Below are 16,420 nucleotides of genomic sequence, written 5' to 3'. Positions count from 1 at the left end.
CATGGACGCACACATCCCCACATCTGCGGCCATGCCCGTCGCTCCCCCAGTGACGCCGCCGCATTGGCTCCTGGCCGAACTGACTTACCGCTGTCCACTACATTGCGCCTTTTGCTACAATCCGGTCAATTACGACTCGGTTAAGAACGAGCTCAGCACCGGCGAGTGGATCGATGTGATGCGCCAAGCCCGTGCGCTGGGCGCGGTGCAGCTCGGTTTTTCCGGCGGCGAGCCGCTGTCGCGCAACGATCTCGAGGAGCTGGTGGCGGAAGCCCACCGTCTCGGCTTCTATACCAACCTGATTACGTCCGGCATTGGTATCAACGAGACCCGCATCGCGGCGCTGAAACAAGCCGGACTGGATCATATTCAGCTGTCTTTCCAGGACTCGAGCCGGGAACTCAACGATTTCCTGTCCAGCACAAGAACTTTCGACCTGAAAAGGAAGGTGGCCGCGCTGATCAAGAAGTATGAATATCCGATGGTCATTAACTGCGTCCTGCACCGGCACAACCTGCCGCATGTGGACAAGATCATCGAGATGGCACTCGAGCTCGATGCCGAATACCTGGAGCTGGCCAATACACAGTACTACGGCTGGGCCATGAAGAATCAGGCCCAGCTGATGCCGACCCATGAGCAATTGCTGGAAGCCGAGCGGGTAGTCGGAGAATATCGCGCCAAGATAGGCAAGCGCTGCAAGCTGCTGTTTGTGGTGCCCGATTACTATGAAGACCGTCCCAAGGCCTGCATGAATGGGTGGGGCTCGGTTTTCTTGGGTGTGGCGCCGGATGGTTTGGCGCTGCCCTGCCACAACGCGCGCGACCTGCCCGGCCTGATATTGCCCAATGTGCGCGGCATGTCCCTGAAGGAAATCTGGTACGGCAGCAGCGCCTTCAATGCGTTCCGCGGCGACGCCTGGATGAATGAACCCTGTCGCAGCTGCCCTGAAAAAAGCAATGACTTCGGCGGATGTCGCTGCCAAGCTTTCATGTTGGCTGGCGACCCGGCGGCGGCCGATCCGGTCTGCTCCAAATCGCCAATGCGGCATAAGATCGATGAAATTATTTTGCATGCCGCCAAACGGGCAGGCACAGCACAGTCCGCAGTGGAGGAAAGGCCTATCGTCTTCCGCACCGATGCCAATTCGCGCAAGCTGAGCGAAGTCTGACGGTGTCGCCGACCGGCGTCACGCGGCATTTTCAGGTGCAATAAGATCGCCTTTCGCACTTCACTTCTTTCCGATACAACATCGGTACACGCCGCGGACTGACACGCCGGCAGGATTTGCGAGGGCATCCGGCTGGCGAACGGCGCGGCTGTTGCAGGAACAGGTGTATGTGCTGCCGAAGCAGGCCAGCTCCGCTGCCCGGAGCTGGCCGTTGCGGCGAACGGGATGGTGGCGGGCCTTACCTGCCGTCGACGCTGTAGACGAGCAGGGCGTTGCCTGGCATCTTGAAGGCGAAGCCGTAGCCCGAGTTCACGATCAGGTGGCCGTCGCTGATTGCCGGGCCGGGGCCGCTCATCGAGCCGCCAGTGGCCACCGCGCCATTGGCGGTCGTGAAGGCTTGCGCCGTGTCGGTCTGCCAGATTACTTGGCCGCTTGCGCTGTCGTAGGCGCGCAGCCAGCCGTCGAGGTGGCCGGCGAAGATGACGCCGGGCATGGCCGTGGCTGCGGCCGATACGCCCGGCTCGCAATCCTTGCGGCCGTTGCAGCGGTTGTCGACCGGGCCGCGCCAGACGATCTTGCCGGTGCGCGCATCCAGGGCGTGTACGCCGGGGAATCCGGCATCGCTGTAGGTGCCGCCGTGCGCGGTCTCCTTGGAGTCATAGATGGGCACGAATACCCGTGTGCCCTCGACCGCCATGCCGAAGTGCACGCCGCCCTGCAGGCTGCCGCGTCCCACTTCCGTACGCCACAGCGGCTTGCCTGGGGCGTCGGGGTCGAAGCCCCAGGCTGTGCCGGATTTGGACGCCACCACCAGTACCTGCTTGCCGCCGCCGATGTCGATCAGGAGCGGCGAGGCGGACAGGTCGGTGTCGGGGCCCTTTTCAGCCGGACAGCTGGGGTGGCCGGGTTTCATGCAGGCGGTGTTCCAGGCATCCCTGGCGGTTAGCTGGTAGTGCCAGCGGCGCTTGCCGGTTTTCATGTCGACCGCGAACAGCGCATCGCTGTTGCCGTCGGCCGGCGACTGATAGTTTTCGCCGCTGCCGTGGTAGATCAGGCCGCGTTTGACATCTACCGCCGGGCTGCCCCAGACCGGCGCGCCGGAGGGCGCGAAGATCGGCGTGCCGGCGCCGGTCTTGCCTTGCTCGGTCGCTGCGGTCGGGATAGTGTAGTGCTTCCAGCGCAGGGCGCCGGTCCTGGTGTCGAGTGCGACCAGCGAGCCGCGGAATGTGCAGCAGGGATAATCCTGATTGAGCGACACGCTCATCTCGAGCGAAGACACCGGCACATAGAGGGTATCGCCATGCAGCGCGGGCGTGCCGGTGATGGTGGCATTCGGATGGTCGTCCGGGCGCTCGCGCCACAGGACCTTGCCGGTCAGTGCATCCATGGCATAGACGCGCCCCATCAGGTCGCCGAAGTAGAGACGGGGGTTGCGCGCGGGCCTGGCGCCGGCTTTCCAGGGCTCCACCACGATGGCCGTACGCACTTCGCTGGCGACCCGGCTGGTCCAGCGGGCACAGCCGGTTTCAAGGTCGAAGGCGTAGATGGTGCCATCCTGGCTGCCGACGAAAACCGCGCCCATCGCCACCACCGGCTGCGAGCGCGCACGGATGGCTTCCGGGAAGGCGAACGACCACTTGAGCTTGAGGTCCCTGACCTGGTCCGTTTTCAGGCCGGCCAGACGCGCAGGCACGAAGCGGCGCGTGTCGTAGCCCCAGCCCACCGCCTGCGGCGGCTTGCGCAGGTCAAATTCCCTGGCGCGCCCCTCGCACATTATGGGAGCGGGCGGCTCCTTGTAGTCCGACAGCGAAGTGTTGGTGAGGTATTCCGCGATCTGGCGCCTTTCATCGGCCGACAGGTGGCTTGCCTGCGCCTTCATGACGCCGTTGTTCATGGCCTCGATGATGGACTTGGGCGACGACATGCGGAAGAAGTCGGGATGCGGAGCTTTCGGCACCCCGCCGAGGTGGCAGATCGCGCAGTTTTGCGCAAACAGGGTGCTGCCCTTGTGAACCGCCGGGTCCAGCGCGGCAGCGGGTTTTGTGGCACCCTCGGGCGCTGCCAGCGCGACGCCAGCCAACGGCGCCAACAGCGCCAACAGCATCCGAGCCGCCAGGCGCCTGAACGCCCCGGTCTTCGACGCCGGTAATGAATTTCTGCTCATCTTCTTTAATCTCCTCTCTTGAATCTTAATCGTTAGGGTGCAGATCATCAGGGGTGTAGGCACCTTACGCATAGGGATCCTTGGTACGGGCACGCTGTCTCCAGACAAAAAGCTGGAAGCGTACCCGTTAGGTTGCACTATGCGTAACATCATTTCTGCCTGAATACCCAGGCGTCAATGTCCGAACACAGATACGCAGCTAAAGCTAAGCTGGCCACTTTTGATGACCGAACAGACGGCTACGATCGCGCCCGGTGTCCTGGCTAGATATCGAAGAAGCTGAACAAGCCCTCACGCGCTGCGTCCGCAAGTGAATAGGTCTTGCTGCAGGCTGTCCCAGCTTTGGCCGTTGGATCGACCACAAGCAGATTGCCTGACCACGACATCGTTCTGCAACACCGACGTTTGATCCGCCATCCAGCGTCGCGCAGAACCCATTCGTCGTAGTACCAGCCCCGGCCCTCCCAGAGATCGCCGCCTTCGACGCCCCTTCGGATAATGAACCAATTCCCGTAAGTAAGTGATCGCCCAGTATCTCCTCGACGCTCCCACACTGTATTCGACATCGAATGCTGTGATGCATCGAACGGGCCCCATGCCGCTTCCGCCCCACGCTTGAAGGCGGCGAGCCCCTCGAACACGACCGGGGCGCCATAGTCGGCAATCACGTCTTCCGTAAACACTTGGTCGAAGACATCCCACCGCTTGCTGTCGACTGCAACACCGTAGCGGTTCAATAACTGCAAAACGCTCAATTCATCCTGTTTCGTTGTCATCGTCGCTTCCTTTAAATATGATTAATATGATTCATCAGACTTTCCTGTGGGTGACTGAAGCCGGATACAAATCAAGGCCGCCGCAATGGAAGTAGACGGCGATCTTGAAATTGTCCCGGTTGCCCGCGGTGCTGGACTGTAAAAACAATCCGGCCCAAGACCACGCAGTTCCTGACTCAGGCTGCCCCCCTCGCACGCCCGGTACCGGCTTAACGCACGCCGTCGCCAACGAGCGCTTCAGGCGCCCATGCGCGTGCATCAAGCGGCTTGACAGGGTACGCTGCTCCTCCAGGATAGGGGCCGGACACGACATATGCACCACTGGTCAGGTTATATGATCCGAAAGCGTCGCTATGTTGACTCGGAATTTCATACATCGGCGTATGGGTTTGCCAAAGCACCTTTTGCAGCTTGCCTACTGCATCGTAACCGTCACTGAGGCCTACATAAGTATCTTCATCAAAGTAGAACACGCGCTTTGGCGACGTGTGACGCACTCCTGGCTTGACCGTCGCCTCCACCACCCAGACACGGTGCAATTCAAAACGCAGGCAGTCCGGATTGTAATGATGCTTGAGCAGAGCCTTCTCCGGGGAACAGTTCTGTTCATCTACCATGACCCGGGTATTATTGTAAGGAATATACATTTCCTTTTTGCCGATCAGCTTGAAGTCGAAGCGGTCCTGCGCACCCAGAAAAAGCTGCGCATCGTCCATCGTCGCGGCTCCGCCTTGACCGGGTGTCGGCGTGTCATAGCTCAGGTTCGGAGAAAGCTTGACCCGGCGTTGACCTGGCAGGTATTGGTAGGCCTTGCGCTTATTCGCAATCGGATCGATCGGGTCGACCAGCATCAATGCCTCGCCAGACATGCGTGCCGGCGCGGTCGTCTTATCCCGGTACTTCCAGAAATAATCACCATCGAGTTCGGTCTTGCTCGGATCGTAATAGACATACTCTTGCCGTGCGAAACTGCTCGACGAAAGCGCAGCCGTCCCGCTTGCATCCACCACCCAATGGGTGAACGTATTTTCAAAAACGTGGCCAGCGAACCTCAGTATCTTGTTCCACATGACTTCGTTGCCGGTCTTCGGAATCGGAAACGGATATCCGCCATAGCATGCCCGACTGATCGCCACACCGTCCTTTTCCGTGCTGCATCGGGTGGCGTTTTTGAGTGTATTGTCCATCACGTATTGCGGCCAGGCTGCCGTGCGGTGCGTGGGATAGACGTCGATGCGAAACGTCGGGTACTTCTGCATCATGGCCTTCATGCCATCCGACAGCTTGTCGGCATGCTGGCTCATGTTCTTCGCATCAATGGAAAAGAGCGGCTTTTCACTTGCGAACGGATCGGGCCGCAGATGGGGTTTTTTGGGATCGAAGCCCGGCGGCAGGGTCTTCATGCCGCCGGTCCAGGCCGGAATCTTGCCGTCCTTGTTGCCGGCCATCTCCCCGCCCATCGGTGTAAGCGTCTTGCCGAGTTGCCTGGCTTCTTCCGCAGTCACCGCGGCATATGCCGAGCCTGCCATGCCACAAGCAAGCGCGGCCCCTATTGCAATAATATTGATACGGCTAACCATGATGCTTCTCCAAGATAATATATTTATAAAAAACGTAACGGATCGTCATACGCCTTCGATGTCGTACTTAAAAGGTAGTCTTGATCTAGTGTCCTGAATTACTAATTCGTTGAATAAATATGCCGAGAATCACCCCCGATACGGCGTCACAAATGCGCGCAAGGCTCCAGCCTTGCTGTGCTTTGTTCCTTGTCTCGGCGCGATTTCGACATATTTATTTTCTCAACGAATTAACAACTCAGGACACTAGATCTGGAATGCGCTCGCCGCGCCGGGCAGCAGCAATGCCGCAGCCGCAGCCGAAACCACTAAAACCGTTAATGCGGTCTTGATGCAGCCCTCCTCTTACGTTGCCGTTTCGTGTTGCTCATGCGTCTCCTCCTTGTTGTTACTCTCAAAAAACCATATTAAGCATGGCCACGCCCTTCCCTTTTGTGCCTTTTTCCGCCAGATTTATGCACTTTTGGACTGCCGTTCAAAGTTCATAAGAGGAAAGCTAGATATGGTTTCATCACCGTCTTCCAATGTTGTTTAGGTTTATGTCAGCTTTACTCGTGCCAGCACCACTAACAACAACGCCCCACCAAGTTTATTGACGGGGCCGGATGCTCACGCTGGGTAAAGGAGCCTACCATTTTGAAAGTAGACCGAGAGGAGAACAAGGAATGAATCCGGCCAACTATGTGTTGTGGCAGGCCAAGGTGACGAACTGGGCCGCGTATAACGATGGACTCCGAAGGCGAGGTAGCCTGACGTTACGGGTGACGCCCCGATTCACTCCGGGCGAGCAACCATGGCATTCGGATCTGGCGATAGAGACAGGCTGCTGATCGACAGGATTGGCGCCGTAAAGCAACAATCCGCGCGAAGCCTTGGCCTCCTGAAACACATTGTTGGCCGGATTCATTTCTCTGTTTTTTCCCTAGGTCTATTTTCAACTGGTACGCTTCTTTATCCATCTAACGATGCCGTAGCCGAAGGATTATTCAATTTCTTCGATCCCTGGTGAGATGGTGTGGACGCAGCTGTTGCAATCGCTGCATACGGTTTTTCTTTTCATGATAGGGATATAAACAATGAACAGTGTAGCTGGGAAGGTGGTATTGATTACAGGAGCGGCATCGGGGCTTGGATTGGCCGACGCCATGCTGCTGGCAGACGAAGGCGCCACTGTGGTGCTGACCGACATTAACGAACAGCGCGTACGCGCAGCGGCACAACAGATTGGCCGCGGCGCCGTCCCGTTCCACCAGGATGTCGGCGAAGAAGCCGGGTGGATGCGGATCATCGGCGAGATCGAAAAGCGGTTTGGGCGTCTGGACGTTTTGGTTAACAATGCCGGCCTGGTCCGCTACGGGTCGGTCGAAGACTGCTCGTTACAGGATTTTCAACTGCAACAGCGGGTGATGGTAGAAGGTGTGTTTTTAGGTTGCAAACATGCAATTCCGCTGATGGCAAAAAGTGGCGGTGGTTCGATCATCAACATATCCTCGATGGGTTCGCATCAAGGCTTTCCCACGATAACCGCGTATTCTGCTGCCAAGGGGGCGATACGTTCGATGACCAAGTCTATTGCGATTTACTGCCAGCAGAAGGGCTATGGCATCCGCTGCAATTCAATTCATCCAGGCAAGATCAATACTGGGCTGATCCAGGAAAATGTGAGCCCCGAACAGGTGGCGCAACGCGAACAGAGTTGGGATGCGCTTCCTGCGGGGGCATATGGCGCCCCCAAGGACGTGGCCCACCTCGTGCTATATCTCGCTTCGCCCGCTTCACGTTTCATGACCGGCTCCGAACTCGTCATCGACAACGGGGCCACGATGACGCCGATCGACTGACCCGCCAACATGGGCAGATACAAGGCAATCATCGGTCCGGGTTTGCACGCGCAGCCTGTTTGACCAACGCACGGAGACGGTCCTCGGCGTTGCCGTGCTCAACAGTATGCTACATGCCGGACCGCAATGCACCACTTGAAATTACGTTTGGATGGAATGCGGTCGTTAAGAGCGGCATCCATTCGACAGCGCCATTTCAAATCGCTCGAAAATCGAGGAAAAAGCACCCCTCTTACTCCTAAAATAGTGACGGTCGTAACAAATCGTCTTGGCCGAACCGATAAATTGGTGGCATAGTATTCTATTTACCAGTCGCAAATCAGGACGACTGGAACAGAGCGTGGGGAGAACATTGCGATGGCACGTCCAGTAGCGATACAACGTTATATTGCCTTAATGCAACAGAAGCATGGGATATCGGCGAAACGCTTGCTTGCCGATTCGGGTATTGATGGCGCGGAACTTGGCAAGCCGGGGTTCTTGGTTGAGCAAGCGCAATCCCGCATCGTGGTCAATAACTTGCTCCAACTTAGCGGCGACAAGGGCGCTGGGTTAGACGTCTGGCTCAATACCTTGCCTTCGGAACTTGGCATTGTCGGGTACACCACCCTGACATCCAGGTCGCTGCGCGATTCGTACCCGGTATGGAGACGATTCGGGAGCGCCTTGGTTGGCATCACGGGCTCGTTTCATATCAGTGAGGAAACTGATGACAGCATGACGTTCACCTTTGAGGACAATGGCCTTGACCGGCTTGATCCGCTTTACAATTTCTACATTGAAGAGATTCTCGCCTTTTATCCGATGTTCAGTCATCAGTTTGTGGGCAAGCCACCGCCCTTCACGGAGGCCGAATTATCCTATCGCGCGCCAGCGCACGAAGAGCGTTATCACCAGCTATTCAATTGTCCCGTTCGCTTTGGCGCATCACAAACACGCATCACACTTGACAGAAGCTGGTTTGATAATCCCGGGCAATCCCATGACGAAGAACTCAACAAGGTTTGCCGGCATCATTGTGACGAGCTTTTACACCAGATTGAAAGCAGCCGCTCGATTGTTTCCAGTCTTCGCGGCATCTTCCTCAAATCAAATGGATCGATATCCAAACTCGATGATGCGGCGAGAGAACTCAATATGAGTTCCCGCACGTTGCGGCGCCGTTTGCTTGACGAAGGAACGACCTATACGATTCAAGTTGACACTTTTCGCATGAACCTGGCCAGAGAATATTTGAGACGCTCCGATCTTTCTACCAAAGAGGTCGCGTTTCGGCTTGGGTTCAAGGAGCCGACTTCTTTTCGTCATGCATTCAAGATGAGGACAGGGCAGACGATCGGTGAGTATCGTGCTCAAGTGTTGTAGGAGGAACAAAGAAATGTTGTTGCGCGGCGGTGCAGCGATTTCTTCCGGCGACGAGGTGCTCACCATCGAACGCAGCCTACCACACGGACACGTGGCCGCCATACTGACCAACTCCGTAGATAACGATTCTGGGTTTTGTATTCACTGTGATTTTCCTTGGGTGATATTCAGTGTCAGTGATAATTATTTCCGAACAGATATTCACTCAGCGTCAACGTCATGATGAGTCAATCGTCGAGGCCATCAATTTGTCGTCAAGCCGGCCGTTATGCATTGCGCGGCAACTTTCCTGAGCGAATCAGTTCGCAAAACTTCTTCATATCATTTTCGCCGCTCGAGCTTTCTGCATATGCCAAGTATTTGACCGCTTACTTCAGTGATGCCATGTCGATCACGAAGCGATAGCGCACATCGCTCTTGAGGATGCGTTCGTAGGCCACGTTCACCTTGTCGATCGGGATAGTCTCGATATCCGATTCAATGCCGTGTTCGGCACAGAAATCGAGCATCTCCTGGGTTTCTCGGATGCCGCCGATCGGCGAAGCGGCGACGCTTCTACGCTTCATGAGAAGGCTGAAAGCATTCACCGATACCGGTCCGTCGGGGATGCCGAGCAACACCAACGTGCCGTCGCGTTTGAGCAGGCTGACGTAGGCGTCGTAATTGACGCGGGCCGAAACGGTGTTAAGGATGAGATCGAAGTGACCGGCCAGACGGGTGAAGGTCTCTTCGTTTTTGGTGACGGCGAAATCCTTGGCGCCGAGCCGGATAGCGTCGGCCTTCTTGTTGTCCGAAGTACTCAGCACGGTGACCTCCGCCCCCATCGCAGCCGCGATTTTAACCGCCATGTGGCCGAGGCCGCCTAGCCAGATTACCCCAACCTTGCTGCCCTTGCCGATCTTCCAGCGCTTCAGCGGTGATTTCTGGTTGCGAGTTTTTAGTTCAAGCGGCGTGAACGAGTTGGGCGAGAACGCGAAAGCGGGAGAGCGGGACGTTTCGACCGTTGATACGATGACGTTGTCGCGATATGCGGTCGGTTTTGCGGTGGAGCGGACGAGCGACATCCCGGCGCGATGTGCCGATCATGAAAAGGCGGCAACGATTGACTAATTCTTGCAGAAGTGCCGCAAGTTGATCAGCGTATAGGCCAAGGTTTTAAAGGCGTAGTGCAATTGACTGACGCGCTCGAAGCGATGCAGCAAGCGCCGAAACTTATCTTCCCAGGCGAACACGCGTTCGATGGTGTTGAACCGTTCTTCAAAAATGGCGGGATCAAAGAACGGCTTGCGCCCGCGCTTTGATTTTTTTCGGCCGCGCGGGTTGGCGTTGATGTTGGGGGTCATGCCGCGATTGAAAATCGCTTTGCGGTTGAGGCGGCAATCATAGGCGCCATCCAGACTGACGATGGCGCCGCGTAAAGAGAAACCGACCTCACGGGCGATACGCATCACCTGTGGCAAGGCTTCCCGCAAAAGCGGCGATTCATTCTGATTGCCCGGGGCCGTGACGAATGGCGCGATCACATTGCAGCGCCGTTCGCAGAAGGCGACGACCTTGTCGCCTTTCACCTTTTTGTGTCCGCTGAAACCGAGGTTGTCTCCGCCTTTCTTCGCCGCAGTGGTCGTGCCATCGCCGTGGATGACGCCGGTGTCGAGCAGATTCGCTGCGTGAAGCGCCGACACCGAACCGGTGAAGATAGCGTCAAAACAACCACCTGCTTGCCAGAACCGAAACATCCTGTAAATGCGCGAGTAGTGAATTTCGGGACGACCGTCTTGCCCTTTTTCAATCGGCAATTCTTTCCACTGGCATCCCATATACAGCAATCGCAAAATGTAGTTAAAGATCGCATGCAGGCCCAATTTCGGCGCCGGACCCCGGCTCCCCACGATCAGGTGAGGCAAGACAAATTGCTCGAACTGCGCGATACTCAATTGGGTTGGAATCCGTTGCCACTGCTGGCTTTCCGCCATTTCGACCGCCAAAGCGACCGGATTGTAGCGTGTTTCACGCCAATGGCGGAAAACGTAGGCAGGCAAACACTTTCAGCCGAATTCAGGACTTTGGGAAAACCCGCAACCAGTAGTTAGCAACACCTGATCGAATCGTCCCGGATCGCCATCGACGGCGACACTGCCCATGCTCAAACCGAGGTGCAAGCCACGCAATGTTTCAAGGAACCGGAAGGCCGTACGTTGACGTTATGGGCAACCTATGAGACCGACTTCGTTCGCGTCGGTGGGGAATGGAAGATCAAGAAACATCTGTTGGTCCCGAAGACTATGAAAACCGTCGACGCCGGCTGATCGGCTCTCTTTCGCATGACGTCCGCTGTTACGTCAATTACGCCAAGTCGATCAAAAAAATCTGCGGCCAACTAGCGGCGCCGCCAGGGAAGCCCGGCAGTCACAGCGGGACCTAGCCATGGCCAAACCAAACCTTGATTGACGGGAAGAAGACGTGGCACGATAAAATCACCACATTGAACAACTGAAATTGACCTGAGAACGCGTTTAAAATCTTTTTGATAATTCCCTGAGATTTGTATGAATTTCGGGGATACGAAAAAGATACGCAAGCGATATAAGCCGAGAGGCGTTTGAGAAGCTAGAGCCGATACTGATGAGTGCGCGCAAGACCACGAAGCCACGGCGAGTGGATTTGTACGAGGTATTTTGTGCGATTCTGTATCTGCTCAAAAGCAGCTGCCAGTGGGACATGCTGCCGAGTGATTTTCCGAAGAAAAGCACGGTGTACTACTATTTCCAGCTCTGGAAAGACAAACCGGGCGAAGATGAATTAAGCCTGCTGGAGCAGGCTTTAAAAAAATGCGGTTGGCGGGGCCCGCGTCAACAGTGAACGGAGCGCGAACATGACTTTCGTGATCGTTGATGCGCAGAGCGTCAAGAACGCGGATACGGCGAAGCATAAAGGCGATGATGCGGGCAAGAAAGTATCAGGCATCAAGCGGCATATTGCCGTCGATACGCAAGGTTTTCCTCATGCGATAGCCGTGACAACGGCCGATGTCACGGACAGAAAAGGGGCTTTGCAAGCGTTCAGCTCGCATCGAAAGTCGCTGTCACGCGTCGTCAACGTCTTGGTCGATGGCGGTTACACGGGACAACCATTTGCAGATGGCGTGCGCGACACGGTGGGCGCATCGGTGGAAATAGCCAAGCGGAGTGCGCTCCACACCTTTGCCGTGATGCCCAAACGGTGGGCGGTGGAACGCTCTTTTGCCTGGCTTGAAAAATGTCGACGGCTTTGGAAAAACTGCGAGCGTCAGCTCAATACCAGCCTCCAGTTCGTGAATTTGGCTTTCCTCGTTTTGCTTATGAAGAGAACAAATCCCGAAACTTGATAAAAAGATTTTGAATAGCTTCTGACAATCTCGTCCGTCAAAACGGGAAACTGTCAGATCAGATCGCGACTACTACACCTTAGCGAAACAGGCAGTTCATGCAGATGTGAAAACTATGCGGCGAGCGATCCGAATGCCCTTTCCACCAGCAGGGAATCCATATACTCCTTCATACCCACGATTTTTTCATCTCTGATCGTAAACAGGAAGAAGTATTGGTTATTGTAGGACCGTCCATCGACGAGGGTAGACTTTCCCTCAACTTCACAAGCCACGCGGTCCGCTTCGGCGATGATACTGATGATGCGGAAATCCAGGCCGTTTTTCGTAGTCTTGGCCAGCATCTTGACGGCATCGCAGACGGCCGCGTAATTCCGGCTGCCTGCCATCACGCCAGTCCCGGTGCAAATGGCGTCGATATCCTCGGCAATCACTTCCTGTACGCCGGCGACATCGCCGCGGCCTAACGCGGCAAGAAATTTCTGCGCCAGGGATTTGTTGGCTTCCAATTCGGTTGCTTGCGTCATGTTTGCTCCATCTTGCAAGTTGATTAAAAATTTAAAACCTGTCCTGGAATTCTTAGCCGATCAGGCGGATTGGGTCGGTTTTTCGATCCCACCGGTCATGCTCCGCTTTCCATGCCGCGAACAGTTCACGAATGACTGGGTTGTCCTCGTAGATTTCAATGAATCCGCCAACCTTGTCCCGCGCATCGACATAGGCGATCCGTCCCCCGCCATGTTTACCTTGCTCAAAGATTTCCTCGACCACAGGACAGCCGTTTTCCACCATGCGGCTGCGGTCAAATTCAAACTCGTCCGTAAAGAACATCATGTGGTGAAAGCCCTGACCGCCATCGGGGTACATGTCCCGGTACATCGACGGGGCATCATTGTGTTGCTGGATGAGCTGGATGTTGATGTTTCCGCAGAAACCGAGCGCATGGCTGGAATCTTCCCGCGAAGGCTCGCCGCGATAGAGCTGTTTCGCCACCTTCAGATGCGGCACATGGAAAAATGGCCCCGCTCCAAAGACGTTGATCCAGTGGTGACAGGCTTCCTCAATATCCCTGACGACATAGGCGAACTGCCTGACCGGCTTATTGATTAGCATGAGAGAGCCTCCGAGGCGGGCTGCATATCCTTCGGCAACAAGTCGATTGCATTACGGACCGGATCGGTGCCATCCCAGGTCGCGCAAATCTCTTGCATCCGGTTATACATGGCTTCCAGCGGACCATGTTGGACGAGCTGAATCAACAATGATCCCGGCGCGTTGGATGGCTCGATATAGATCTCATATGGCGTGCCGTCCTCATGAATATATTCTTGCACTACATCGAAATCTTGCCCCTTGGCGGATGCTGCCTGCAAGCTTGCATCGAAATCATCGCTGAAATAGGCGAAATGTTGCAAACCGCCTTCAGGCTTGCGCGCCAGAAACTCGATCGAAGCCGATGGCGTATCATCATGCTGCTGCAGGAACTCAAGCTGCATTGTCCCGGAATAGACAAATGCCGCAGTGATCAGCGGGTCATGGCGTTCGCCGCGATAGCGTGCGGCAACCCTGATCCTGCGCATCACGAAAACCGGCCCCATCCCCAGTGCAAGCACGCGCGCTATTTCCCGATCGATGTCAGGAACGACGAAAGCAGCGTGCAAAGCATCACCAAAAATTCTGCTCATAACTTCTCCATTTCAATAGATGAGGCATATCGATGCCACCATAACCGTCAGGCCTGTGCGCGCTGAAATTTTTTCCATTCACGCGCGATGAACTCATCCAGCGTCACAGGTGAACGTCCCAGCAGCCAGGTCAGCACGTTGGGATTACCGGCAAACACATATTGCGTATACCAGAGCCCCACAGCGCGGATGAGTGCAAGTTCGTAGCGAAAACCTTCTCCCTGCCCCTTGCCGTAAAATCGCTCGAAATAGTCATCCGGCGATATCCATACCGCTTCCAGTTCCTTGCCGGTGACACGCTGGATTGCCCCTGCAATATCATGGCCAGAATGGTTTCCTGGAGCACAAAGCTGATAGGTCGCGCCGAAATGCGCCTCGCGCTCGGATGCAACCTTCACGGCCACATCAGTGATGTCACCGATGTCCACCATCGCCTGCCCGCGATTGAGATCGTAGAGTTGTTCCCATCTGCCCGACTGGAAGGCCAACTGGACCAAGGGAGGAAACATGTAATCCGCCGGTTGCAACACCGTGAAATTAATATTGGCTTCCAGCAGATGCTCTTCCACATCGCGCTTGAGCTTGTGCTGAATCATCTTGCTGGCGATCGCATGCATCGCGGAGCTATAGATAAAATGTCCGGTGCCGGCTTTTCTTGCCGCATCGACCATGGCAAAGCCCATGTCACGTTCAAGCGGATGCGCTGTTGGCCCGACATGATAAATCGTATCGACCCCAGCCACCGCTTCAGCAAGGAACCCCCGGTCGGCCGCATTGCCGACCATGACTTCGCTTGCGCCAAGCGACTTCAGTTCTTCATCCTTGCCTGGCGTTGCCCGTATTGCCCGGATATCAAAACCAGCGGCACGGAGTTTAGGTAAAAGCATACGGCCCTGATTACCATGCGCCGCCGTCACTAGAATTTTCATCGCATCTCCTCCATAGATTCATCTGCATTTTGGCGTTCGCATCATGGCGCGCATATTCTGCTACCAAGATCTTTTGCCTCAAAACTTCTTTGCCCGCGTTCGCCTTGGCTGGCAAGCCATGGCCGCGGAGCACTTATCATTTTTTTATTGAAGACTTATCGTATACACGCATACCGTATCTGTCAACACAACTTAGACAGGACTTTGATCATGCCAGTCGTGATACACAATTGAGGCAATTTTTGGGGGGAGTTGGTATGGACGCCGGAGGATTTTCACATGGCGGTCCAGAGCAACGGCATTCTTCGGCGGTAGTCGCCTGGAACGCCGTCGCGGGCAAGAACGACTGTTAACGCTTTTCTGAAAACAGATCGCGGGCGATGATCTGTTTCATGATTTCCATTGCACCGCCGGCGATCTTGACGACCCGTGCATCGGCGTAAGCGCGGCAAACAGGGAATTCCCACATGTAGCCCCAGCCGCCATGCAATTGCAGACATTCATCGACGACACGGCAATGCAGGTCGGACAACATCAGTTTGGCTGCTGCGGCCGACACCGCATCCAGCTCGCGCGTGCACTGCAACTCGATGCAGCGGTCAACGAAAACCCTCGCGCCGATTACCGCCGCCTTCAACTCGGCCAGCTTGAACTGGGTATTTTGAAAATCGGCGATCGATTTTCCAAACGCCTTACGCTGTTTGGTGTAGTCGACGGTCTGCTCGATCGTCACTTCTGCCACAACCGCACTGCGGACCGCCTGCACCAGACGTTCATGCGCCAAGTTATGTGTCAGGTACTTGAAACCTTCATGCTCGATACCGATCAGGTTGGATAGCGGCACACGCACATCATCGAAAAACAGCTCTGATGTATCTTGCGCATGCATGCCGAGCTTCTTCAAGTTGCGGCCGCGCACAAATCCGGGACGATTCGTCTCGACAATCGCCAGGCTGATGGCATCGCGCGGCTTTTCAGGATCGCTTTTACAGACGACGATGACGAAGTCGCACAGCTGTCCGTTGGAGATATAGGTCTTCTGTCCGTTGATGACATATTCGTCACCGTCACGACGAATCGAGGTCCGGATGCCGCGCACATCGCTGCCTGCACCCGGCTCGGTGATGCCAAGCGCACCGATGAGCTCACCGGATACCATCTTTGGCAGAAAGCGCTGTTTCTGGTCTTCGGAGCCGAATCGTTCGATATAGGTGGCCACCATATCCGAATGGACGTTGAAACCAGGCCCGGTAATGCCGCCACGGGCCAATTCTTCAATGACAATCACATTAAACAAAAAATCCGAACCGGCGCCGCCATATTCTTCCGGGACATTGCAGCACAAGATGCCGGCGTCGCCAGCCTTTTTCCATATCTCGCGCGGGACAATGCCCTGCTCTTCCCAGTCGGCATGGTATGGCTTCAGTTCGGTATCGACAAAGCGCCGCACTGAATCCCTGAACATTTCATGGTCAGAAGAAAAGATCGTTCTTGGTATCATCATTTGTCCTGTTAGTGACTTGTAAAAATCCGACGGCACAGACC

Annotated in this window: 16 protein-coding genes; 6 read left to right on the top strand and 10 right to left on the bottom strand. The window is 55.7% G+C overall.

Annotation, left to right across the window (positions count from 1 at the left end; all coding sequences use genetic code 11):
* Position 1 precedes the first annotated feature (1 nt).
* Positions 2–1,171, top strand: coding sequence for a pyrroloquinoline quinone biosynthesis protein PqqE (gene pqqE / locus D3878_RS17840; RefSeq protein ID WP_119786719.1), 1,170 nt, complete (start codon positions 2–4; stop codon positions 1,169–1,171).
* A gap of 238 nt (positions 1,172–1,409) precedes the next feature.
* Here pqqE and D3878_RS17835 read toward each other — a convergent pair whose 3' ends face one another.
* The 3 genes from D3878_RS17835 to D3878_RS17825 all read right to left on the bottom strand — a co-directional run bounded on the left by D3878_RS17835 (position 1,410) and on the right by D3878_RS17825 (position 5,691).
* Positions 1,410–3,335, bottom strand: coding sequence for an outer membrane protein assembly factor BamB family protein (locus tag D3878_RS17835; RefSeq protein ID WP_199688201.1), 1,926 nt, complete (start codon positions 3,333–3,335; stop codon positions 1,410–1,412).
* Positions 3,336–3,598: 263 nt separating this feature from the next.
* The gene (locus D3878_RS17830; RefSeq protein ID WP_119786704.1) at positions 3,599–4,111 is read right to left on the bottom strand and encodes a nuclear transport factor 2 family protein; all 513 of its coding nucleotides are present in this window, start codon (positions 4,109–4,111) and stop codon (positions 3,599–3,601) included.
* A 209-nt stretch (positions 4,112–4,320) separates the two neighbouring features.
* Complete coding sequence (locus D3878_RS17825; RefSeq protein WP_119786717.1) at positions 4,321–5,691, bottom strand: DUF1329 domain-containing protein; 1,371 nt, start codon at positions 5,689–5,691, stop codon at positions 4,321–4,323.
* A 793-nt stretch (positions 5,692–6,484) separates the two neighbouring features.
* Here D3878_RS17825 and D3878_RS24125 point away from each other — a divergent pair.
* The 3 genes from D3878_RS24125 (at position 6,485) to D3878_RS17810 (ending at position 8,897) form a co-directional block, all read left to right on the top strand.
* Positions 6,485–6,700 carry a hypothetical protein gene (locus tag D3878_RS24125; RefSeq protein WP_199688313.1) on the top strand — a complete coding sequence of 72 codons (216 nt, stop codon included), beginning with the start codon at positions 6,485–6,487 and terminating at the stop codon, positions 6,698–6,700.
* 67 nt (positions 6,701–6,767) lie between these two features.
* Positions 6,768–7,532 (top strand): SDR family oxidoreductase, encoded by a 765-nt coding sequence (locus D3878_RS17815; RefSeq protein WP_119786716.1) that lies wholly within the window; start codon positions 6,768–6,770, stop codon positions 7,530–7,532.
* Positions 7,533–7,889: 357 nt separating this feature from the next.
* A complete protein-coding gene (locus tag D3878_RS17810) occupies positions 7,890–8,897 on the top strand; it encodes an AraC family transcriptional regulator (RefSeq protein WP_119786715.1) in 1,008 nt (335 codons plus the stop codon).
* 368 nt (positions 8,898–9,265) lie between these two features.
* Here the strand turns inward: D3878_RS17810 and D3878_RS17805 are convergent, their stop codons facing one another.
* Both D3878_RS17805 and D3878_RS24410 read right to left on the bottom strand, forming a co-directional pair.
* Positions 9,266–9,961: an NAD(P)-dependent alcohol dehydrogenase gene (locus tag D3878_RS17805; RefSeq protein WP_119786714.1), complete on the bottom strand. Its 696-nt coding sequence runs from the start codon at positions 9,959–9,961 to the stop codon at positions 9,266–9,268.
* A 42-nt stretch (positions 9,962–10,003) separates the two neighbouring features.
* Positions 10,004–10,936, bottom strand: coding sequence for a transposase (locus tag D3878_RS24410; RefSeq protein ID WP_233556379.1), 933 nt, complete (start codon positions 10,934–10,936; stop codon positions 10,004–10,006).
* 57 nt (positions 10,937–10,993) lie between these two features.
* Here D3878_RS24410 and D3878_RS24830 point away from each other — a divergent pair, with 57 nt between their 5' ends.
* Entirely contained in the window at positions 10,994–11,203 is a 210-nt protein-coding gene (locus D3878_RS24830) for a nuclear transport factor 2 family protein (RefSeq protein WP_119786713.1), read from the top strand.
* Between the two features lie 253 nt (positions 11,204–11,456).
* Positions 11,457–12,261, top strand: a protein-coding gene (locus D3878_RS17790; protein ID WP_233556491.1) for an IS5 family transposase whose coding sequence is annotated in 2 segments (ribosomal slippage) — positions 11,457–11,720 and positions 11,722–12,261 — 804 coding nt in all. Because the reading frame shifts where the segments join, the coding sequence is not laid out codon by codon here.
* Between the two features lie 113 nt (positions 12,262–12,374).
* On the opposite strand, the gene D3878_RS17785 is transcribed toward D3878_RS17790, so the two are convergent.
* The 5 genes from D3878_RS17785 to D3878_RS17765 all read right to left on the bottom strand — a co-directional run bounded on the left by D3878_RS17785 (position 12,375) and on the right by D3878_RS17765 (position 16,376).
* Positions 12,375–12,788: a nuclear transport factor 2 family protein gene (locus D3878_RS17785; RefSeq protein WP_119786711.1), complete on the bottom strand. Its 414-nt coding sequence runs from the start codon at positions 12,786–12,788 to the stop codon at positions 12,375–12,377.
* A 52-nt stretch (positions 12,789–12,840) separates the two neighbouring features.
* The gene (locus D3878_RS17780) at positions 12,841–13,374 is read right to left on the bottom strand and encodes a VOC family protein (RefSeq protein WP_119786710.1); all 534 of its coding nucleotides are present in this window, start codon (positions 13,372–13,374) and stop codon (positions 12,841–12,843) included.
* Positions 13,368–13,946: a VOC family protein gene (locus D3878_RS17775; RefSeq protein WP_119786709.1), complete on the bottom strand. Its 579-nt coding sequence runs from the start codon at positions 13,944–13,946 to the stop codon at positions 13,368–13,370. The genes D3878_RS17780 and D3878_RS17775 overlap by 7 nt, the downstream gene beginning before the upstream one ends.
* Before the next feature lie 47 nt (positions 13,947–13,993).
* A complete protein-coding gene (locus D3878_RS17770) occupies positions 13,994–14,875 on the bottom strand; it encodes an SDR family oxidoreductase (protein WP_119786708.1) in 882 nt (293 codons plus the stop codon).
* Between the two features lie 349 nt (positions 14,876–15,224).
* The gene (locus tag D3878_RS17765) at positions 15,225–16,376 is read right to left on the bottom strand and encodes an acyl-CoA dehydrogenase family protein (protein WP_119787975.1); all 1,152 of its coding nucleotides are present in this window, start codon (positions 16,374–16,376) and stop codon (positions 15,225–15,227) included.
* Between the last annotated feature and the right edge of the window lie 44 nt (positions 16,377–16,420).

The organism is Noviherbaspirillum sedimenti, from assembly GCF_003590835.1.
Taxonomy (GTDB): Bacteria; Pseudomonadota; Gammaproteobacteria; order Burkholderiales; family Burkholderiaceae_D; genus Paucimonas; species Paucimonas sedimenti.
This window is presented reverse-complemented; position numbering and strand designations above follow the sequence as displayed.